This is a genomic window from Pontibacter sp. 13R65 (assembly GCF_047525655.1).
GTDB lineage: Bacteria > Bacteroidota > Bacteroidia > Cytophagales > Hymenobacteraceae > Pontibacter.
This window is the reverse complement of record NZ_JBLIQL010000022.1, coordinates 66679-88161: the sequence shown is the minus strand read 5'-3', so window position 1 is coordinate 88161 and position 21483 is coordinate 66679. Positions and strand designations below refer to the sequence as shown.

Below are 21483 nucleotides of genomic sequence, written 5' to 3'. Positions count from 1 at the left end.
AGAATTGGAAGTTGGTTCATGATTTTTGGTTGTTAATTGTTAGATTGTGGGTAGCCGGAAACCTGGCAGCATGCTCAGCTACTGTGGGTGTATTAAACGTGAGAAAATCATAATGTAAAGCCTTGCACCTGAAATCATCAAAGTGTCTCCGGAAGGGTAAAATCATTAAAATAATTTCTCCTGGCCTAATCTATCATAGGAGCCGGTACATTAAATAAAGCTGTATAGAGCAGAAGCAGCATAAGGCATTTTTCCGTATGCTGAAGGAACACTAAATGTAGCTAACATATGAAAAAGCGACTTGTAGTTTTAACTGGAGCTGGAATTAGTGCAGAAAGCGGCATTGCAACTTTCAGAGATGCCGATGGTCTTTGGGAAGGACATGATGTAATGGAAGTGGCATCGCCGCAAGGCTGGCGCAGGAACCCTGAACTGGTGCTAAACTTTTACAACGAACGTCGTAAAAACGCCCACTCCGCCAAACCTAACGCCGGGCATCTGGCGCTGGCGGACTTAGAGAAGGATTTCGATATTTGTATCATCACCCAAAATGTAGACGACCTGCACGAGCGCGCCGGCTCCACCAACGTAGTACACCTGCACGGCAAGCTGTTTGAAAGCCGCAGCACCCTCGACGAAAACCTAGTATACCAAATGGAAGGTTGGCAGCTCAACCTGGGAGACAAATGCGAGCGTGGCTCTCAGCTTCGGCCTAACATCGTATGGTTTGGTGAGGCCGTGCCCATGATGGACAAAGCCATAGAAGAAACTTTTAAAGCTGATATTTTTATGGTAGTGGGTACCTCCCTGCTAGTTTATCCGGCAGCGGGTTTAGTGGACCTGGTGAGCGACGAAACTCCTGTGTTTGTGATTGACCCTAAATTACCCAACGTGCGGAAACGCCCCAACCTGCACCTCTACGAAGAAAAAGCAAGCACCGGCATGGAAAAAGTAGTAAAGGTGCTACGTACACAATATGCCTGAAGCTCTAAAACCACATCTACTTTTCACTTTCACCAAGGTATAATTTATTATAGAATTAGGGCCTCTGTAGCGCCCCTACCAGCTTTAGTAAAGTAGGGAAAAGCTATTCTTTACCATATAGAAAATTACGAAATGTCACGTAACCCAGCAGGTTTTCAGGTAAACCTTAATATTCAAACCAAATTTTTGCTGTCGACCTCCGGTAGCCAGTCGTCTATTGAAAAACATAACAAAGCGCTGCAACAGATTAAGGCTAACCTGGTGTATTTCACTTTAGCCGATGACATTACGCCTGAAGTTTACGCAGGCTTGCTGAAATCTCCCATGGTGCGCGGGGCAGCTGTTACAGGAAAAGGAGGATTAAAGTCCACTATTATTCCTTACCTGGATGAAGTGGAGCCCCTAGCGAAAAAAACACTGGCGGTTAATACAGTGGTTAATAAAGCGGGTAAGCTTTACGGCTATAACACCGATGCCTTTGGACTGAAAACAGCCTTGCAGAATGGTATAGCAGAGGCTGGCTACGAAATTAGAACTGCTGTAATTTACGGAAATGGCGGTGTATCGGGTGTTGCGTACCATGTGCTGCGGGAGCTGGGTATACAGGCCACCTTCGTAGGCCGAAGCCAGGAGCGGGTTATGCAAAAAAGGCGGGAACTCGGTCTGGAACATATCGCGCATTTTAAAGGCCCGTATGACCTGGTAGTAGATGCCACCCCAATTTCTTCTGACCCGGATTTTTTGCAGGCAGCTCATTTTGCTGACATACTTGCTGGCTGTAAGATGGTGTTTTGCCACAACATGCCTGAAAAAGACAACAAAACAAATTACCTCCAGCAATACTGCGCCGACCACCACCTTTACTATGTGCCAGGAAAATGGATGTACAATGCGCAGCTGGTAAAACAATACCAACTGTATTTAGATGGCTACACCAAAGCCGACGACGGCACCACTCCTGTTTCAGAAAATGACATCCTGTCGGCTTGGGACCTTTACTAATAGAAATTTCCTGATCTGTTAACGCTTACAAATTGGGGTTCCAGCCAGCTTTACCAGCAAAGATGTTCTCAAGTGTATACTGCTTTGCCTGTTTTTTACTCAGTTGCTTCGACCAGGCTACACGTTCGTTGGGAGCTGCGCCCGGGCCTTTACTGTTGTACTCGGCATAGAAGCTTGTTTTTTCGTTATCGGGGTTGCGCCAGTTGTCCCAACCTTCGGGCCGTATGTGGCTGGCCATATCGGTATTGATGAACACGGTTTTGGCATAAGGCCGCCAAGGCCGGCCCAGAAATACTTTGGTGGCCTCCGGGTCGGCAATTAATTTGCAATTGAGGAACACAAATCCGTAGGCTTGCCGGGGAGTAGTAGAGGCAGCTGTAATGTAAGAGTTGGAGAGGCTTTTGATGGTGCAGTTCTGAAAAACTGCTGTTGCTTCCCCAAAAATAAAATCAGTGGTGCCTTCTATAAAGCAATCCTGGTAGTATTGGCGGCTATTTTCGGTAGCGGCATAAATGGTATCCTGGTTACCGAGAAGTCGGCAGTTTTTCAGTACGGCTCTGTCGCCCTCCACGTGCAGCGCCACCCCCTGCCCTACTCTGCCTGACGCGTTTTGAATAGTCAGGTTCTCTGCTTTAAAATCGTGGCCCTGCACCAGCAGGGTGTACGAGGTAAAGGTGCCAAATTTGTCTTTACCAGACGGATCTTTGCCCGGAAAATCTTTGCCGGTATGGTCGCTGTTGGTAATAATGGTGCCTTCTGCACTCTCGCCTAACAGATAAACTTTTGTTTTCCAGGTCGGGATAACCAGCTTTTCGGCATAAACACCATTCGCAATATGGATGGTTACCTGCTGCTGCGACAGGTCGCGAACGGCATTTATGGCTTCCTGAATTGTTTTAAAATCGCCGCTTCCATCCTGAGCTACTTTAAAGGACCTTGGGTAGGTAGCAGGCTGAGCAACAGCAGGAACAATGGCAAGTAAAGTAAAAAAAAGGAGAATCAGATGTCGCATTAGTTAGCTTTTGAGTCGGAATTCACAATTCTGGAAGCCAGCTCCAGATTTAAATTTTTAATTTCGGCTAATACCAATTGAGCCATTTTGCGTGCTCCCAATTCGCTGAAGTGGGTATTGTCGTCGGAGCCTTTGGGGTAATTGGGATGCTCGCCTGGCTCCAGCTGCAGAAATAGCAATTTAGATTGTTCTTCGCCGAACTGCTGCAACAATTCCTGGCTCTTCCGGTCGAGGTCTATTAGCGGAGTTTTAGTTTCTTTGGCAACCCGACGCACAAGTTCAGAATAAGCATCGTGCGTGCCTACAATTTTACCGTTAACATCGAACTTTCGGCGTGCTGCAGGTGTAATCAGCACTGGATTCGCTTTTTTGCTTCTTGTTTCTGAAATGAACCGCTTTAGGTTTGCCTGGTACGCCTCTTCGGTGGTATAGCTTTTTTTAGTCGGCACCTCATCGTTATGTCCGAATTGTATCAACACATAGTCACCTGCTTTCAGGTTTTCAGAAACCGGCTGCCATAGCTTCTCCTCAATAAAAGTGCGGGTGCTGCGGCCGTTTTTTGCACGGTTGTCTACCGTTACACTTTTGTCGAAGAAGTAAACAAAAGGCATTCCCCAACCGGTTTCCGGATACTTGTTGGTGTCTTTAATCGAAATGGTGGAGTCGCCGATCAGATAGACTTTTATAGGTTTTTTCTCCTGCGAAATAAAAGACATCAGCACCAGGCTAAGCACTACAAAAGCTGAAACGAGTATACTTTTCATATAATAAGGGTTTTGGTAGTTTCCGTTCTGCGGCCTGTTCTTACAGAGCGTCTTTTTAAAAGGTGATATGGGATATAGCTCCGCTACTGGTATGGCCTTCTTTTCCATTCCTTCACGTTCCAAACATTGGCCCTATGGATCCTAAAAGTAAAAAATGCTCCGGAAGATTATTTTCATTAGCAGAATTTACTCTTCAGACTTATCAGACCTGAATGAATGTTTGTAAATGAACAGGATTAAAAATGTAAATATAATAGTCTTGATCAAAGTTAAAGCCAGTTTTACTTACTATAACCTTTCATTTTATTTATAGGTGGCAAGAATGAGACGAACAGCTTCTTAAAAAAGCATGGAACCTGCTGCACTTGCGGTTGCCAGGCCCTCATGCTTTTGTCTGAGGCAAAACACATTCTCCTGGTAAAGAGCTGACAACGAAAGAGTAGTAACGAATGGCATGGTACACAATAAATATCGATAGTTGCGTTGCTAAGTGTAGAGCCCTCAGTATCAAAGAAAGTATAAATTACTTTCTTTAGGAGATTTCCTTTTACATTGCTGTACATTATACCAACTCAGAACATGAAGCAAGTCCTATTAATAGCAGTCTGGTTACTTGCCGGAAGTGGGGCCATGGCCCAGATCAACCTCAATAAAGTTAAGCAAGCTATCGGCACCGGCTCCACCAGTCAACTATCTACAGACGAAGTAGCAGAGGGATTAAAACAAGCCCTGACCACAGGAGCTACGAAAGGAACTGACATGGTTTCGCAGGTAGATGGTTACCTGAAGAATCCAGCCATTATGATTCCTTTTCCGCCTGAAATAAAGCGGGTAGAAGACAGGTTGCGCCAAATTGGAATGGGCGGCGAAGTAGATAAATTTGTGGTGGCCCTGAATCGCGCTGCTGAAGATGCAGCACAGGAAGCTAAGCCTATTTTTGTGTCGGCCATAAAACAAATGACCATTCAGGATGCCTGGTCTATTCTAAAAGGACAGGATGACGCAGCCACGGTATACTTAAACCGCACTACCTCCGCGCAACTAAACGAGAAATTCAAGCCCATTATCCAGAGTTCGCTGAGCAAAGTAAATGCCACCGAGTACTATACCAACCTAATTACGGCCTACAACAAACTGCCTCTGGTACAAAAGGTGAATCCTAACCTGGACGAATATGCCACGGGAAAAGCAATAGACGGACTTTTTGTAATGGTAGCAAACGAAGAAAAGAATATTCGCCAGAACCCTGGCGCCAGAAGCACTGCGCTCCTGCAAAAAGTTTTTAGTGCACAAAAATAAGCTACAGCTACTGCCCAGTAAGTCTAGCTACCTGTTAGGTGCAAGCCAACAGGTAGCTATTTTTTTACCCCAAGCAATCGCAGTTCGTCATCAATCTTCTTGTTCCAGCGGTCTTGAGCCAATGAATCGAGGCTGTGGCGTGTTTCGCGGTCGTACTGCTCCTGCATCTGGTTAAGTTCCCGGTAAGCCTCCAGGTACTGATACTGTATCTGGCTGTTATAATCTTCTACCGTCAGGTTTTCAGGGTCAATTCTTTTCTTAAACCGCTCGGCCACCAGTTTGGCAATATCGAAGTGCCGCTGCTCGTGGTTGAGCGAATAGTCATCGCGGGCCATCGGTTTTACCCAAGAAGAGCTTTGCACCATAAATACATTCAGTGTTACATTCAGGTGGACAATACCATTCTTCACTTCGGTATCGCCCTGGTAACTGAAACCCGGAAAAACAGAGGCAGCATAATGACTCGATTTGCCCGGCTGTCCCGTAAAGTCATTCCAGGTTAGCGGGCGGTTAACCTGGTAAAAAACGGTATCTAATGTGCTCAGGTCTTTCTGCTCCAGAAAGTTAATTTTGATGCCTTTAGCTAGCTTTTCGTGCCGGTTGGCTTCGTTGTTCATCCAGGTGTTAAGGTATTGCAACCCTCCAGCTAATGACTGCCGCAGCGTTGGCTCCACCATTCCTCGCTGGCTCGGCGACCGCACATATCGCGCACCGCCTGTGTACTCCACCAATCGCACCCTATCACTTTCGCGCTGCAGGTCAAAGGCCATTTTTACCACTACACGGCCATTTATCTGGCCTTTTTCTCCAGGAGTTTCGCGCACCATGCACTCCTGCAGCCTTATAACCACCGGCCGCAGTTTGGTATTGCGTGGGAGGCTCTGCTTTACATACTCCCTTAGGGCAGGAAGCTCACCGCCCTGCAGATTTACTGGTTGCACAGTAGCACCAACAGCCAGCACATTGCCCGCCGGGTAAAGGTAGGCCACTGCTTTCCTGTCTTTGCGTTCATCCAGAATATCGGCGATATAAAACTCCTCCGGCGTAAAGGGCAGCCGCTCCGACTTGAGCACCAGAGGCTCCGCGTTGGGGATGGTAGACTGGCTGGCCGTGCTCATAAGCACCAGCAGGCTACCGAGCAGGCTGCGCAACACTGCCCATACCCGCCCCTTCCGAAGCCGAGATTTTATTTTTTTTGATAAAGCCATCATTAACGAGATAATTAGATGGAAAGCGCCACCCCTAAAAATGGGCTGCCAAAAGAAACCCTGCTTCTTTGCTGAACATCAGACCACTAATTTCGGTTCGAAGACCTGCCTGCTTTCAATACTTTACACTTAAATTATTCTATCGCCTATACAGGCAAGCCACTTCTCCTGATCAAGTATGCGAAGAGTTTAGTTAGAAAAGTAGCTTTATGCGAAAGTGATGCGTACTAAAGAGAAGGTAGTGTCGGCCTTAATCGGCCTAATAAGCTTTTATATGAAATATCTACTGCTATTCCTGCTTTTGGTAATGATTACCCCGCTGGGACAGGCTCAATCTCCGGTTGTGGAGGCCTTAACGCCACTGGCTGCCGGCTTAAAAGAGAATTCAGGACTTCTGAACTTGAATGGCACCCTTATTACTCACAACGACTCCGATGGCGACAGCAGCTTGTTTGAAGTAGATTCCGAAACAGGGGCCATTACCCGAACCGTAGTTGTAACCAATGCAGAGAACCACGACTGGGAAGACATTGCCCAAGACCCGATGTACATTTACATTGGTGACTTTGGCAACAACAATGGCGACCGCACCAACCTCCGCATCTACCGCATAGCTAAGAGCGATTACCAGGACCGCAACAATTCTGTACAAGCAGATCTGATTGCATTCAGCTACCCCGACCAAACCGATTTCACACCTAACGTCAATACCAACTTCGATGCTGAAGCCCTGGTTGTTCTCCAGGACAGCCTCTATATCTTCACCAAGAACTGGGCTAACAGGCAAAGCACCGTGTACTCTCTACCCAAAACACCTGGCACTTACGTGGCCAAAAAACTCGGCAGCCTCGAAACGCAGGGGTTGGTAACCGGCGGCACCTACCATACCGAGAAAAATGAAATCATGTTGGTTGGCTATACTCCCTTACAGGCTTTTGCATACAGCCTCAGCGAGATTAATGGCTACAACATATTGGCAGCTAAACAACAACGGCTCGAGCTAAACCTGGGCGTTAGTGCGCAGGTGGAGGGAATTTGCTCCAGCAACGACAATGGTTACTTTATTTCCTCAGAAGGCACTGTACTGGCCCCCGCTACCTTGTATCACCTTAGCTTTGGCACTACCACGAGCTCTGGCAACCTGGCCGCAGTTGCTCCTGTTACCCTGTACCCCAACCCAACAAAAAGCTGGTTGCATGTGGTGCATCCGCAACAGGTGCTCACAGAAATATTTGATACTACTGGCCGAAAAATACTAGTGACCAGCCATACCCGAATTAACCTCGCGCACCTACGCCGGGGAGTGTACCTGGTCCGCATCAGCAAAGAAAACGGAGAGACGCTAGCCGCTGAAAAGCTATTGCTGGAGTAGCCTTTGCTATCATAATTTCACCACCTGCGACTCGGTATAGACCAATTCTTCTAACCAAAATGGCCTTCCGGAGCTTTTCCAAAGTCACACCGCCATAGGCCTTTGCCTGGTAATTGTCTTTAATAAATTTCTGTTGAGTAAGTAAGCCACAGCAAGAGGAAGAGCTACTCATAGCCGTTTCCTTTACTCCTAAATACTTCGTTATACTTGTCGCAAATCCCCCTCAAATTGTCGTAATAGCACATGCGCCCAAAAGCTTGTATTCAGTAGCTTTGTAATGTTCAATCAAACTCATACTGTTATGGCAAAGCAAATTTTCATCAACTTACCGGTAAAAGACCTCAACAGGTCTAAAGAGTTTTTTTCTAAACTTGGATTTACTTTTAACGAACAATTCAGCGATGATAAGGCAGCCTGCCTGGTGCTTGGCGATAATATTTTTTCCATGCTCCTGACTGAGCCCTTTTTCAAAGGTTTCACCAAAAAAGAGATCAGCGATGCCACCCAAAGCACAGAAGTACTGATTGCCATAGATGCCGAAAGTCGCGAAAAAGTAGACGAAATGGTTCGTAAGGCAGTAGAGGCTGGTGGCTCCAGCTACATGGCCCCACAAGATCATGACTGGATGTACCAGCACAGTTTTGCAGATCCTGACGGCCACCAATGGGAAATAATGTATATGGACGAAAGCGCTATGCCCCAAGGGTAAGCGCTGCATATACTTCTATCATTCGCAAATACTTCCAACATCTGCCATAGCTCCCCTACCAGGCACGCTGAATGGCAGATGTTTTTGCATTTGGCCAAGTTGCATGACTTACATGGCTTACACCTAAAGGTGCAATAAAAGGCCTTTAAACTAGCTTAACTACATAATACCATACAGCAACCAGTTCTGGACCAGAAACAATTAAATCAACTGAGCAATTTGCACCAGTATGATGCAAAAGGAACTGCATCGGGACCATACAGCTAAATTATTCGAATAAAAATAGCCTTCCAGAGCCTTTAACTTCAGTTTAAAAGCCAGGCACCTCTCCTTTCCTCAGATCTACATTTTAGCACCACCTGTCGTAGCAGCAGCACCTCTGCCGAAATATCGTAATCTGATTTTGCTCCAGATCAGACAAGTGCCTGTCGAGCTTTGGGAAGTATTTGGCTGTTGCTCCCAAAAATCCTTTGTAACTTTGGGGTACCTCTTGCTACACTAGAGCGAGAGGTGCGAACCAAATTTCTGATTACTTATGAAATACCGTGCGATCTGTACTGACATAGACGGCACCCTCCTCGACAGCCGACGTGAGCTTTCGCCCAGGACCATAGAAGCGTTCCAGAAGCTGGATAAAAATATTCCGGTTATTCTGGCTTCTTCCAGAATGCCCAGCGCCATGCGTCATCTGCAACAGGAATTAGGCATTTTGCATCACCCCATGATTTGTTTTAATGGCGGTTATGTTATCATCTATGAAGGAGACAACACAGCGCCGCTTGTAATCGATACTGTAGAAATACCAGTTTCCATCTGTCTTGATATTTTACTCCGTGCCCGCAACACCGATATACATGTGAGCCTGTATGTGGAGGACTTGTGGTACGCCCCTAAAATTGATCAGTGGACGGAGAAAGAAGAAAAAGTAACCAAGGTATCGGCTAACATTACAGAACTGGAAACACTGCTGCAAGGTTGGCAGGAAACCAACACAGGCGCTCACAAAGTAATGTGCATGGGCCCTGAGGAAGAAATAAAAGCCATGTACGAAGGTTTGCAAAGTACCTACGGAGACCAGATTCATATTTACAGATCTAAATCTACTTACCTGGAAATTGCTCCCCGCTCTATTTCCAAGGCGACAGCGCTCGAGATGATTCTGAAAGATCGCTTTGGTATATCTATGGACGAAGTGGTAGCTTTTGGAGACAACTACAATGACATTGAGATGCTCCAAGCTGTCGGAATGGGTATAGCCGTAGACAATGCCAGAGAAGAAGTTAAAGCGGTTGCCAACGAGATAACGCTCAACAACAAAGAAGACGGCGTGGCTATAGCCATCGAGAAAATTTTTCATTCAACAAAGTAAAGCAGCGGTTAGCGTTTGTTTGGTAAATAGCATTAGTAATGATGGCTGCTCCTGCCCCTCAGGAATTTTTCAGGCTTAACCGGAATACTTCAGAAGTAAAAGCTGAAATACTGCGGCAATTTCTGCCAACCTGGTACCGCATTCAAGTGGGAGCCTCTAGCCTCAAGCCAACAGTAATTGCTGATTTACTGGCTGGGCTGGAATTGCAGGAAACGCAGACTGAGGATGGGCTATGGCAGCTGCTATCTCATTATCTGCCATCAGCATCACCGGAAAGTACACTACGCCTGTTTCTGGGAGCTTCTTCCAAACCGGAGCTGGAGGTGCTAAAAAAACAGCAAGTGGTATTGGCTTCAGAAGGAGAACCAGACCACCCGCCCCTGCTCCTGCACGAACCTGAAACACAGCAGGCACTTATTGAATTGCTGATGCAGGCAAGTCCGGCTTTGCTGGTCTCTGATCCGTTTGCCAGCCCGCAAGCTCAACAACTGCTGCTGGAGAGCTTTACCGCACCTGCTGCCGATTTGCTCTTACTGCTACAGCCAAAAAAATTACGCACAGCCGTAACCGCAAAAAAAACAGCTACAACGGCCAGCGCCATCTTCGGCAGCAGGTGGGGCAATGTGCAGGCATTCTGTCACAAAGAAAAGCATCCGCAGCGACAGGAAGCCTTTTTGGTAAGCACCCTGGAAGAGGTACTGCAGCAGCATGGCTACCTCACCCTGCATTTCCGGGCAGATGCTCCTGATAAAGAGCAAACCAGCCTGCTCGTGCTGCTGGCAACCAAAACGGCAGAAGTCTACAAAGCCTGTAAAGTGCAGCTCCTGCCTTACAGCGATTATCAGCAGGACGGGGTGCCGCTTTTTGGTGCAAACCTGAAGCAGCTGCAACAGCTATCGTTGTTTCCGGAGCAGTTAAAGTTTTCGGTTCAGAAGCTGGCAGAGGATTTAAGCAAAAAAGCAAATCTGTACAATTACAAAACAATTGAAAAGGTAGCTGAAGATCATCATACCGGTACGCCTTACATTCCTGAAAATTACCGTATGGCCTTCGAAAAGCTCCGCGATCAGGGCCTGGTGGAGATACTGAACCCCAAAACTTTGCAAACTGTACGAAAAGCTACCCTAGCCTCTCCTGTAAAATACAAAACCAGAACGAGCTAGGCAGCCCATTTACAACGCTCCAGTACTACGCTGCATCAGGTACTAAGGAAAAAACAGCTAACTAGCTGAAAGGAAGGAGGTGAAGAACTTCTCCTGATGGAGCTGAAGGTGTAGGCAGGACAACTTTCAAAGGGTATGCAAAGGAAAAGTTGGATATTAAGAGCTCTTATACCTAATCCGTCAGATTGCTTCTGGGAGGCCTTTTTCATTAGAATAATTTAATTTGACAGTACTAGGCACCTGCAGTTTTGGCTGTGGCTCTGGCGCAATTCTTGCGAGGGGCAGTAGCAGCAGCAGGCGAAAGGAACTTGAAAGGCAAACAAGGTGTAACTAATCCCACTAATTGTCTGTACAGGAATCACCTCCCTGGTCTGTCTTAATATTGGTGTCGCATATAGCTTCTTATTATAAAAACGAGTGCTTCGAAAATTTCTAAACTTTATATTTCTCGGGCTTGTCTTCCCGGTTTTCAGATTTCTAAAAAAAGAGTTCTCCGAATTCTTCCTGAGCCAAAAGCCAAAATTTACAGCCCGATACTGGAAGAAAAAATGGCAAGGTTTCCGAAACTTTAACTGGAGCAAGGCCCGCCCGTCGAGTTTTCTTTTTCTGTTCCGATGGGCTTATAAGCTGGGACTTTTTCTGCTGGTGCTCGCGCTCTCGTTTTACCTGGCTATTTATATGGGAGCCCTGGGTCACATTCCATCGCGCAAAGAGCTGAAAGCCACCCAAAACAGCACCGCCTCCGAAGTGTACTCTGCCGACAATGTGCTACTGGGTCGGTACTACCTGCAGGATCGCACTAACGTGAAGTACGAAAACATATCGCCAGCTGCCATAGAAGCCCTTATTGCTACTGAAGATGCGCGTTTTTACGAACACAGTGGTATCGATTTCCGGAGCCTGGGCCGTGTGTTTGTAAAAACGCTTTTAATGCGCCACGAAAGCTCGGGTGGCGGAAGTACACTTAGCCAGCAGCTGGCCAAGAACCTGTACCCCCGCAAAGATTACCTCCTCTGGGACATGACTGTGAACAAGATCCGCGAAATGATTATTGCCCGGAAGCTGGAAAGCATCTACTCCAAACAGGAACTGCTGGAGCTTTACCTGAACACAGTGCCCATGGGCGGTAATTTGTATGGCATTGAGCGCGCTTCTCGCCGCTTTTTCAATACCTCCGCCGATTCTCTTAAAACTGAGGAGGCGGCAGTTCTTATTGGTATGCTAAAAGCGACCACTTCTTACAACCCGCGCCTTGACCTGGAGCGATCTCGAAAGCGGCGGAACGTGGTGCTGAACCAAATGGCCAAGTATGAGTTTTTGACCCAGACCAAAGCCGATTCGCTAAAACAGCTGCCCCTCACGCTCCGCTACCGGTACGAAACACATAACGATGGCATGGCTCCCTATTTCAGAGAAATGTTGCGGCAGGAACTGGTAAAGTGGTGTGCTACCCAAAAGAAAAAAAACGGCGACCCATACAACCTTTATACCGATGGGCTAAAAATTTACACCACCTTAGATGCAGGTATGCAGGCGCATGCCGAGCGGGCGGTGCGACAGCGAATGGCCGCGCTACAGAAACAGTTTGATGCCCACTGGCAAGGCCGCTCCCCGTGGGGCAACGATCCTGCAGTAATCACTAATGCCCTGCACCGCTCCGAGCGCTACAAAAAAATGAAAGCTGCCGGCAAGTCCGAAGACGAAATTCGGGATGTCTTCAGAGAGCCGATTCAAATGAACGTGTTCAGCTGGAGTGGTATTTCCAAGAAGAACATGAGCCCGCTCGACTCCCTGCGCCACCACCAGAAATTCCTGAACACAGGCTTACTGGCTATGGAGCCTCACACGGGCTATATCAAAGCATGGGTGGGAGGAATAAACCATCATGTTTTTAAATATGACCATGTGCGCTCCAGGCGGCAGGTGGGGTCTACTTTTAAGCCCATTGTGTATGCTGCCGCCCTAGAGAAAGGAATTGCACCCTGCACCTTTTTCCCTAACGAGCGACAAACTTACACAGAGCACGAGGGCTGGTCGCCCCGCAATGCCAATGAAGTGTACGGTGGAGAATATTCTATGCGCGGGGCACTGGCTAATTCGGTTAATACAGTTTCGGCGCAATTGATTATGCAGGCCGGAGTAGAGCAAACCGTAGGCCTGGCTCGCCGGATGGGGATTCAGAATGAATTGCCGCCGGTGCCATCGCTGGCGCTGGGAACGGCCAACCTGTCGCTTATGGAGATGGTACGAGCTTATGCTTCCTTTGCCAGCGAAGGCTATAATGTTCAGCCTGTTTATATAGAGCGCATTACCGACCGCACCGGCAAAGTGATAAGAGAGCACCAGCAACCAAACACAAATAGAGCCCTATCTCGCACCAATGCTGCTATTATGTTGCAACTGATGCAAGGTGTGGTAGAAGAAGGTAGTGCCGGCCGCTTACGAACAGAGTTTGGTTTGAAAATGGATATAGCCGGCAAAACGGGCACTACACAGGAGCAGGCCGATGGCTGGTTTATTGGTATTACACCTAACCTGGTTACGGGTGTTTGGGTAGGTGCCGAAAGTCCGAAAGTTCGTTTCCGAACACTGGAGCTGGGGCAAGGTTCACGAACTGCGCTACCTATATGGGGCGATTTCACAAAGCGTGTGGCGCAAGATCCTGCTTATGTTGGGTTTTACAACAGTCGGTTTAAAGCCTTACCACCCGAATTACAAGCCAGGCTGGCCTGCGAATCTTACCGGGAGGCGGCACCGGACCAGAACATTTTTGAGCGGGTTTTCGATTCCATTACAGACAAAGTAAACCAAACTTACGACGATTGGAAGAACCAACGCAAGAGCCGCCGGGAAGAGAAGAAGCGCGAAAGGCAGGAAAAACGAAAGAACAAAAAGAACTAGCACCTGCACTGTTTGCTTATCAGCAATTGGTTTGGCTAGTTGTGAATAAGGGGGAACAGATACTAAAAAGATAAGCCGTTCTGATTAAGGTTGAACTCTTATCAGAACGGCAGATCTTTTTATGTTAATTTTTAAGCTATAAATCTCTTGGGAAGTCGCCAATTCGGCTGTAGGCTCGGTAAGAGGCAATAAACTCGTTTGGCCCAAAAGGGTGATTGCCGAAGCCATTGCGCATCATAGCCACTGCCTTTGCCCATGTTTTGTCTTTGTCGCGGGAGGCCAGGAGCTGCATTACAGATTGTGCAATAACAGGAATGGGCACTTCCATGTTCATGGCATCGTTTACCAACCAGTTTACTTCTCCGGTGTCTTCTACGTGGCTTGGCACTTCATGAAAGCCTCCTCGCTCGCTATAGGCCCTTCCCATAAGTTCTACCAGCCAAGAGCGTATAACAGAGCCGTGGTTCCAGTTATTCAGTATGCCCTCAATGTCTAGTTTATCTCTGTAGTTTTCGAGCAGATCCACCCCTTCTCCAATGGCCTGCAACATGCCAAACTCGATGCCATTGTGTACGAGCTTTGTAAAATGCCCTGCTGCAGGTGGACCAGCATGTACATATCCGCCTGGTACGGCCAGACTTTTTAGGATTGGTTCTACCCGCTGCACAGCTTCGGGCTCCCCTCCCACCATAAAGCAGGCACCGTTTCTGGCCCCCTCTACCCCTCCACTTGTACCACAATCTATAAACTGAATGCCACGCTCTTTTAGCATGCGGTATCGGCGTAGTGAGTCTCCCCAGTACGAGTTACCTCCATCCAGGATGATATCGCCCGGATCAAAAACTTCTGCAGCTTCTTGTATAATGGCTTCTACTATAGGTCCTGCAATTACATAAATGAACACAATGCGCGGACTAGGCAAACAATCTTTTAGTTCCTGAAAAGATAAACAGTTTTGAAGACCAGCCGCCAGCAGATCGTTTGTGGCACCTGCCCTATCATAGCCGACCACCTGATAACCGCGGTCCAACGCCTGCAGGGCCAAATTGCCCCCCATTCTACCTAACCCTATTACACCAATTGTATTATTATCTTCCATCTTTTTAGATTCTATGTTGCTCCTGTAGGAGTTATAGTCTGATGCGAAGGCTTTTGTTACAGATATCCGGAATAGTTTGCAGAAGATTCCCCTAGAGCATCCTGAGGCTAAAACACCTCTGGAAGGGCTTATTCATTAGCATAATTTAACAGATAAGTGAAAAGCGGCGGAAGTATGGTACCTGCCCCTCTTAAGAAAGCTGCCAGTGTTCCTGCACCCAGTTAAGCCCCTGCTGGTATAAAGCGAACGCCAGGTGCACACGTTTATCAAAATCGAGGTTACCGGTAGCTTCGTTTTCTGTAAATGTGTTTATGAGCCTGATGTTCTCGTTTACTTGCAGTGGTTCTACGTTTTCGTCGGCCTCAGCTCTGTAGGCCTCCAAAGTAGTAGAGGCTGCATCGAATGTTTGGGTAAGAAAGGTGCCATCTTGTTGCCTGGCAGCACATAAAATACCACTAGCTTTTGCCAGCGATGGTGCCAGAGTACCTTCCAGCCCCCGCTTCAGAATAATCACACCTTTAAAGCCGGCCATATTGGCAAGCTTGACCATTTTTTCCATGTAGGTGATATGGAACACGGACGTAATTAGTACATGAGCTCCAGTAGGGTTCAGCACTTTTTCTGATGTAGCCAGAAAGGGGCGTTTAAAAATTTGTCTTCTGCGATCCACCCACTGATCGAGGGCAGGAGAAAGGATTTTCTGGTCCAGTACCCAGCCAAAGCGGGGTGCTTGCTGCTGCAGGTCAGTATTTGCCTGAAGAAAAGAAGCAGGTAGTTGGTGGAACAAATCAAGTGCATTTAATGCCAGCTTAGGACCAGAAGACCTGCCTACGGTGCTAATTACTTTATAGCCTAATTGCTGAAGCTGAAAAGCAAGCAAGGGAGTAATCATAAAAGAATGTTCCACGCCATCAAAAGGCTCCGCCAGTTGTACCAGCACCCCTTTTTGCTTTGGCACCTGCTCTCTAAAGCCGGGGGTGTAAGTAGGTTCGGCAGATTCAATCAGCCCCTGGTACTCTTCTTCTGTTTCGTACCGGATGCGGAGCATGCTGGCTGCCATTCCTCTGAAACTCTCACCGGGCAGGTCAGAGTAAAGGTATTCTCCTAGTTGCCGCGCCTCTTTCAGGTTTAAAAACTCCTTTTGCAGCAGTTTCACACCAATTTTTTTCATAGAAGAAGGCGCATCTGTACACAGACTGTTGTAAATTTCTTCTATAGTGGGTGCTGTGGTTCCCGGCACAAGCGCTTGCAGGAGTTGCTTTTCCAGCTCTGTTGGTCCTTTGGCCAAAAGAGCACCATAAAACGCTCCCAGCTGAATTGGCACAGCATGGCTACTTTGCATGTAGTCCAGAATCTGGTAAAGCAGGTCCTCGGGAAGAGGCTTGCTGCCGTGCTTTCCTATCCCTATAAATTTTATTCCCTGCACAATGGGATTTTCGAGCGGGGTGTATGTTGCTGGTGGAGTTTCCATGTTCTAAAAAAGCTTTTGTAGGGGCTGAATTTTGCTTTAAAGGCATACGGCTTTTAACCTTTTAAAAGTAGCAGCCTTTTACAAATATAGAACAGCCGCTTGTTAAATACCGCTGCAACAAAATTGTTTCTACAAGCTGAGTGATAAAGCAGAGCATTTTGCTCAGAACCTCACATGTCGGAAGCAGGATTAGCTGCTCACATAGGTTAGTAGGAAAAGCCGCTACAGCTTGTTTTATTTGCTGCAGCGGCACCAAATTAAGCTGACACAATTACGATTTTACCTTTTGTATGAAGTGTCTGAATTTGTTTCTGGGCTTCTATAGCCTCCTCTAATCTGTAGGTTTTACTCACGTGCACCTGCAGTTGGTTCGACTCCACCAGTTCTCTAAGCTGATAGAGTTGCCTTGCATTAGGCTCCACAAAAACATATTTGAAATCTATATTCGGATCTAATCCTTCGCCCTGGTGTAAAATAGAAACGAGCTTACCGCCAGGCTTTAAGACTTGAAGGCTCTGTTCCAGTGTTTCGCCACTGGCACAGTCAAAAATCAGGTCTACACCATTGGGCATCAGTTTCTTTGCAACTTCTCCTACGTGGTTGTTTTTATAATCCAGCGTAAAATCCGCTCCGAGCTCTTTCATATACGCATGGTTTCTTTCGCTAGCGACACCTATTACCTTTGCACCCTTTGCTTTTGCCAGTTGAATAGCAAGGCTGCCTACTCCTCCAGACGCGCCTAAAATAAGCACAGTCTGTCCTTCCTGCAGCTTACCTGCATCGAACATCGATTGCCAGGCCGTGAGCCCTACTAAAGGAATACCAGCCGCTTCTTCCCATGATATGTTCTGTGGTTTTTTGGCCAGGTATGTTTCTGGCAAAACAATATACTCGGCATAGGTGCCATTTTGTACATGAGGTCTTCGGGCATAGGCATATACCTCGTCACCCGGTTCAAATCGCCTGGCACTAAATCCTCTGTCTTCTACCACACCGGCTACATCCCAACCCGGAATTATAGGAAAAGATGAAGGAAGATAGTCTTTTAGGTAGCCTTCCCGCACCGCATAATCAACAGGATTTACGCCTGCGGCCTTTATCCGGACCAGTACCTCCCCTTCCTTCAGCTCGGGTACTGGAACTGTCTGTACCTTTAGTTTATCAGGACCACCAAACTCTTCGTATAGTACTGCCTTCATTTGTTTTGCCATAGCTTATTTCTTTTAAGATACTTATAAATCAGAATTAACTGATACATACCATAATTACCGCTAAAGGTTTATAAATGGCAGGAGTTTACAACCTGTAGATAACAAACCCTGAATAAATAAAAGACAGCACTGCTTAGGTTTATTTACAAATAAAACTAACCTAAGATTCTAGTTAGTCTTCTCACGTTTTACAAGCTGATAAACTATTGTATCATATTTTTTTGAAACAAGGCAAGAGTAACATCATCAAAATATTAATTTGAAATATTTTATTCATAAATTTTGAAAACAAGACAATACCATATAATATCGCATATCATTTTCATAAGTAAACAATGCCCCAGTTAAAATATAGAAAACATATAGACAGTGTATTTGAAGTGCTTCGTACTCCTTTCATGTCTGATTATACTTTCAAAGAATTAATAGATAGTATGGGAAAGGATTATGGACTTACTTACGAACAGATGGAGCGGGACATTGAGGAAGGTGTACAACATGGCTTTTCTCCAGAATTTCAGCTGAGGCTCTTTAAAGACCTACTGGCCAGCCAAATCAGGAAGTAAATGTATTATCATTAATTTCCCTCCATACACCGGCTCAGGTTTTTCCAGGCATATCCTTTTTAATTTCCTAATCTCCTGAAAATAAAAGAAGCCTCTGCTACTATCAAACAGAGGCTTCTTCACAATTTAAATAAGGAGTTTTTTATGGTCTGTAAGCTATTCTGTAAATCACGCCGTTTGTATCGTCAGACACAAGTAACGAACCATCTTCGTTAACAGCCAAACCTACTAAGCGAGCGAAATGTGACTGGTTATTGTTTATCAGGAAACCGGTCAGGAAATCTTCGAACCGCCTTGGTTGTCCGTTTTCAAATATCAAGCGCACCACTTTGTAACCAACCGGGTTACTGCGGTTCCAGGAGCCGCGCATGGCCACAAAGGCACTACCTTGATAATCGGCCGGAAAGCTTGTTCCAGTATAGAAAACCATATCCATTGGGGCTGCATGTGCTTCCTGGTAAAGTAGCGTAGGAATGGTAGTCATGTTGCGGTATTGCTGGTAGGTAGTGTCTCCCTGCGGACGCTCCAACGGGTTGTATTTGCCATCGTCGTAGATGTAAGGCCAACCATAATGCTTGCCTTCCTCTATTTTGTTTAGCTCTTCTTTCTGCTCCTGGTCACCAAGCCAGTCGGTTCCGTGGTCCATGCCCCAAAGTTCTCCAGTTTGCGGATGCCAGCCAAAGCCGATGGTATTGCGCAGGCCCCTAGCAAATATTTTTCGGTCGGAGCCGTCCGGGTTGGCACGTAGCATTGTAGCATGCTCCGGATTTGATTCAGTGCAGGCGTTACAGGTACTTCCAACCGAAATATAGAGCTTGTTATCCGGACCAAAAGCAATGGTTCTGTTCGGGTGCTGCCCACCATCCGGCAGGTCATCCTGGAGTAGTTCCGGCTGCCCTAAAGTTCCATTTGGATTTATGGTGGCAGCATACAATTCCTTCACCGAAACAATGTAAAGTTTTCCTTCATGAATGGTGAGACCGTGAGCCTGCTTAATTTCTGCCACTGTCTCCTTCCGATCGGCCACACCATCTCCATTAGTGTCTTGCAGAAGGAGTACTTTGCCTGCTTCACGATCGGTTGCATAAATATGGCCATTGCTGCCGGCCACTATAATGCGGGGTTTGCCTACATTCTCTGCAAATTTATTAACCTGAAATCCCTGCGGCACACGCAGTTGCTGCACATTGGCATCTGTGGGTTGTGCCACAGCTGGGCGGAATACGTAGCCAGAAATTTGGGAGGTGGTGGGACTATCATCTGTCTCCGGAACCATCCAGTCCCAGAAATCATCGTCTTTGCTACATCCAATAACTCCTAAAGCTAAGGTAGCTACTACTACTCCTGATTTAATCCAGTTTCTCATTTTAAAGTAATTATTGTTTTCATAGATTCACTTATTTAAAAACAGCTATATAAACTATATTAAATATAACTTATCAAATACTACTTAAGGTTACGATCAAATGCAGAGGAGGTTCTGGGCATAAAAACGCGCTTTACAGGAAAATATCCAGAGCAGGTTTGAGAACAAAATTATATTGTAGGATTATTCTAACACCAGTTTTATTAATAGAGAAATTTCAAAAGCAAGATTTGCAATAAATTCAAAAACATAATATCCCTAATATATACACTTCATATATTAATACCATCTTTTTTGGTTCATCATCTGAATTGTTGCTATTGTTACATGTCTACCCTAGAAAGGCTAGCTCTTGGCGTGGCTATTATTTAATTCTCCCAAGATGTACTTAGTTTCCAGGCAAGCTATACTTCTATAGAAAAATACTTAAGAAATAGTTGTTGCTATAGAGTAAGATAGGAAAAGCGGCAACCTAAAGCCTCTATTAGCGCACACTACTTTAGTGAATAAAATTTGTGAAGGCATCGCAGAATTCGACCATCAGCAGCAGATACACTTTAATCGATTATTGTGTAACTTCGCACCTGAGTTACAACATCCATCTTAATTAAAATACAGTTCAACATTCCTGCACTTCTTTTGTTTAAGGATATATTTAGCCTTGCACGAACGAATCATAAGGAGGTGTAATTTGCTGCAATTATTGCCTACGCGAAACATTAAACTATGAAATTCTACATAATTTCGCTCTGCCTTGTACTGTGTACACTCATCAGTACAGGTGCCAATGCTCAGAAAAACAATATCGTTAGCAGGTATTTTAATAAACTGGTAAACGATACGAGCGATGTTTCGCAGCCTCAGTTTCTGGTGTATCCTACGTTGGCATACTCTCCTGAAACAAGCTGGGAAATTGGCCTTAGCAGCCTCTATGTTTATTATGCTAAGAACGACACTGCTAATCGGCTAAGTGAAATTAACGGGTTCAGTTTTCTGACTCTGGAAAACCAATACGGCATCTGGTTTGACCACGCACTATACTCGCATGAGAGCAAGTGGTTTTCGTTGGGCCGCATCCGCTACCAGAGTTTCCCGTTGCTTTACCATGGTATTGGCCCAACCTCGCCCGAAAATTATCTGGCATTGGTAGACGCCCGTCAGTTGCAGGTAAAAGAACGGATTTTGCGCAGAGCAAGGCCTAACCTGTACATGGGCATTGAAATAGATTATCAACGGCTCGGCTCTGTTAGGTTTAACACTGATTCAGAAGCCCCATTAGCCATGCCAACAGGCAGCGAGGGCTCCTCTAATTTAGGGTTTGGCATGGGCATTATTTACGACAATCGCCATAACATTTTGAATGTGCGGGAAGGGCTTTTCTCGGAGCTGGCGTTTATTCGCTACAACAGGCTCTGGACCAGCGACTATACTTTTGCGGCCATTACATCAGATACCCGTATTTACAAAACCATTCACAAAAACAACGTGCTGGCAGCGCAGTTGCTGGGGCAATTTAATATAGGAAACGTACCTTTTAACCAATTGGCCCTAATGGGTGGAGAAAGTATGATGCGCGGGTACTACCTGGGCCGTTTTCGCGATAAAAACCAATTGGCCGCACAGGTAGAATACCGGTTTCTGCCGCTTCCCCTGAGCTTTTCTAACAGAATTGGAGCCGCCGTATTTGCCAGCACCGGAACAGTATTCCCGGACCTTAACAGCTTAAATGCCCGCCACCTACAAGTAGCAGGAGGCGGTGGCTTGCGTTACCTGCTCTTCCCTAAAAAAGATATTTTCACGCGTCTGGATGTAGCATTCACCAAAGAAGGATCAGGCTTCTATATCTTTATTGGGGAGTCGTTTTAAAACTATTCCAATCTGCATTGTTCCTTTCTTTAATTAGTGGCACCTTTGACTGTGTTGCACAAGAGCCTTATCCTGCTTGCAAATTATGCTAATGAAAACGGCCCTCCGGAGCCTTATTCTT

At 46.2% G+C, this 21483-nt stretch carries 17 protein-coding genes; 10 read left to right on the top strand and 7 right to left on the bottom strand.

All coding sequences use genetic code 11. The features are described 5' to 3' along the window. The first annotated feature begins 288 nt into the window (after window positions 1-288). Both ACMA1I_RS19550 and ACMA1I_RS19545 read left to right on the top strand, forming a co-directional pair. A complete protein-coding gene (locus ACMA1I_RS19550) occupies window positions 289-984 on the top strand; it encodes an NAD-dependent deacylase (protein WP_337070165.1) in 696 nt (231 codons plus the stop codon). A gap of 132 nt (window positions 985-1116) precedes the next feature. Beyond that, complete coding sequence (locus ACMA1I_RS19545) at window positions 1117-1986, top strand: shikimate dehydrogenase (protein ID WP_337070164.1); 870 nt, start codon at window positions 1117-1119, stop codon at window positions 1984-1986. 25 nt (window positions 1987-2011) lie between these two features. On the opposite strand, the gene ACMA1I_RS19540 is transcribed toward ACMA1I_RS19545, so the two are convergent. Then, window positions 2012-2998 (bottom strand): pectinesterase family protein, encoded by a 987-nt coding sequence (locus ACMA1I_RS19540; RefSeq protein WP_337070163.1) that lies wholly within the window; start codon window positions 2996-2998, stop codon window positions 2012-2014. After that, the gene (locus ACMA1I_RS19535) at window positions 2998-3762 is read right to left on the bottom strand and encodes a rhamnogalacturonan acetylesterase (protein WP_337070162.1); all 765 of its coding nucleotides are present in this window, start codon (window positions 3760-3762) and stop codon (window positions 2998-3000) included. Before ACMA1I_RS19535 ends, ACMA1I_RS19540 begins: the two co-directional genes overlap by 1 nt. Window positions 3763-4341: 579 nt before the next feature. On the opposite strand from ACMA1I_RS19535, the gene ACMA1I_RS19530 reads away from it, so the two are divergent. Continuing rightward, window positions 4342-5061 carry a DUF4197 domain-containing protein gene (locus ACMA1I_RS19530; protein WP_337070161.1) on the top strand — a complete coding sequence of 240 codons (720 nt, stop codon included), beginning with the start codon at window positions 4342-4344 and terminating at the stop codon, window positions 5059-5061. A 56-nt stretch (window positions 5062-5117) separates the two neighbouring features. On the opposite strand, the gene ACMA1I_RS19525 is transcribed toward ACMA1I_RS19530, so the two are convergent. Further along, window positions 5118-6272 (bottom strand): hypothetical protein, encoded by a 1155-nt coding sequence (locus ACMA1I_RS19525; protein WP_337070160.1) that lies wholly within the window; start codon window positions 6270-6272, stop codon window positions 5118-5120. Window positions 6273-6543: 271 nt separating this feature from the next. Between ACMA1I_RS19525 and ACMA1I_RS19520 the strand changes: the two genes are divergently transcribed. The 5 genes from ACMA1I_RS19520 (at window position 6544) to ACMA1I_RS19500 (ending at window position 13783) form a co-directional block, all read left to right on the top strand. After that, window positions 6544-7641 carry a T9SS type A sorting domain-containing protein gene (locus ACMA1I_RS19520; protein WP_337070159.1) on the top strand — a complete coding sequence of 366 codons (1098 nt, stop codon included), beginning with the start codon at window positions 6544-6546 and terminating at the stop codon, window positions 7639-7641. Between the two features lie 301 nt (window positions 7642-7942). Further along, the gene (locus ACMA1I_RS19515) at window positions 7943-8350 is read left to right on the top strand and encodes a VOC family protein (protein WP_337070158.1); all 408 of its coding nucleotides are present in this window, start codon (window positions 7943-7945) and stop codon (window positions 8348-8350) included. A 535-nt stretch (window positions 8351-8885) separates the two neighbouring features. Continuing rightward, a complete protein-coding gene (locus tag ACMA1I_RS19510; RefSeq protein ID WP_337070157.1) occupies window positions 8886-9719 on the top strand; it encodes a Cof-type HAD-IIB family hydrolase in 834 nt (277 codons plus the stop codon). A 38-nt stretch (window positions 9720-9757) separates the two neighbouring features. Continuing rightward, window positions 9758-10882, top strand: a complete 1125-nt coding sequence (locus ACMA1I_RS19505; protein ID WP_337070156.1) for a hypothetical protein — start codon at window positions 9758-9760, stop codon at window positions 10880-10882. A 417-nt stretch (window positions 10883-11299) separates the two neighbouring features. Next, the gene (locus ACMA1I_RS19500) at window positions 11300-13783 is read left to right on the top strand and encodes a PBP1A family penicillin-binding protein (RefSeq protein WP_337070155.1); all 2484 of its coding nucleotides are present in this window, start codon (window positions 11300-11302) and stop codon (window positions 13781-13783) included. 136 nt (window positions 13784-13919) lie between these two features. Here the strand turns inward: ACMA1I_RS19500 and gnd are convergent, their stop codons facing one another. The 3 genes from gnd to ACMA1I_RS19485 form a co-directional block, all read right to left on the bottom strand. Beyond that, window positions 13920-14882: a phosphogluconate dehydrogenase (NAD(+)-dependent, decarboxylating) gene (gene gnd, locus ACMA1I_RS19495; protein WP_337070154.1), complete on the bottom strand. Its 963-nt coding sequence runs from the start codon at window positions 14880-14882 to the stop codon at window positions 13920-13922. 190 nt (window positions 14883-15072) lie between these two features. Then, on the bottom strand, window positions 15073-16353 hold the full coding sequence (locus tag ACMA1I_RS19490; RefSeq protein WP_337070153.1) for an anthranilate phosphoribosyltransferase: 1281 nt from the start codon (window positions 16351-16353) through the stop codon (window positions 15073-15075). A 257-nt stretch (window positions 16354-16610) separates the two neighbouring features. Then, window positions 16611-17564 carry an NADP-dependent oxidoreductase gene (locus ACMA1I_RS19485; RefSeq protein WP_337070152.1) on the bottom strand — a complete coding sequence of 318 codons (954 nt, stop codon included), beginning with the start codon at window positions 17562-17564 and terminating at the stop codon, window positions 16611-16613. A gap of 335 nt (window positions 17565-17899) precedes the next feature. Between ACMA1I_RS19485 and ACMA1I_RS19480 the strand changes: the two genes are divergently transcribed. Beyond that, window positions 17900-18130 (top strand): hypothetical protein, encoded by a 231-nt coding sequence (locus ACMA1I_RS19480; RefSeq protein WP_337070151.1) that lies wholly within the window; start codon window positions 17900-17902, stop codon window positions 18128-18130. A 142-nt stretch (window positions 18131-18272) separates the two neighbouring features. On the opposite strand, the gene ACMA1I_RS19475 is transcribed toward ACMA1I_RS19480, so the two are convergent. Further along, complete coding sequence (locus tag ACMA1I_RS19475) at window positions 18273-19496, bottom strand: PQQ-dependent sugar dehydrogenase (protein ID WP_337070150.1); 1224 nt, start codon at window positions 19494-19496, stop codon at window positions 18273-18275. A 726-nt stretch (window positions 19497-20222) separates the two neighbouring features. On the opposite strand from ACMA1I_RS19475, the gene ACMA1I_RS19470 reads away from it, so the two are divergent. Next, window positions 20223-21362 carry a BamA/TamA family outer membrane protein gene (locus ACMA1I_RS19470; RefSeq protein ID WP_337070149.1) on the top strand — a complete coding sequence of 380 codons (1140 nt, stop codon included), beginning with the start codon at window positions 20223-20225 and terminating at the stop codon, window positions 21360-21362. The last annotated feature ends 121 nt before the right edge of the window (window positions 21363-21483 follow it).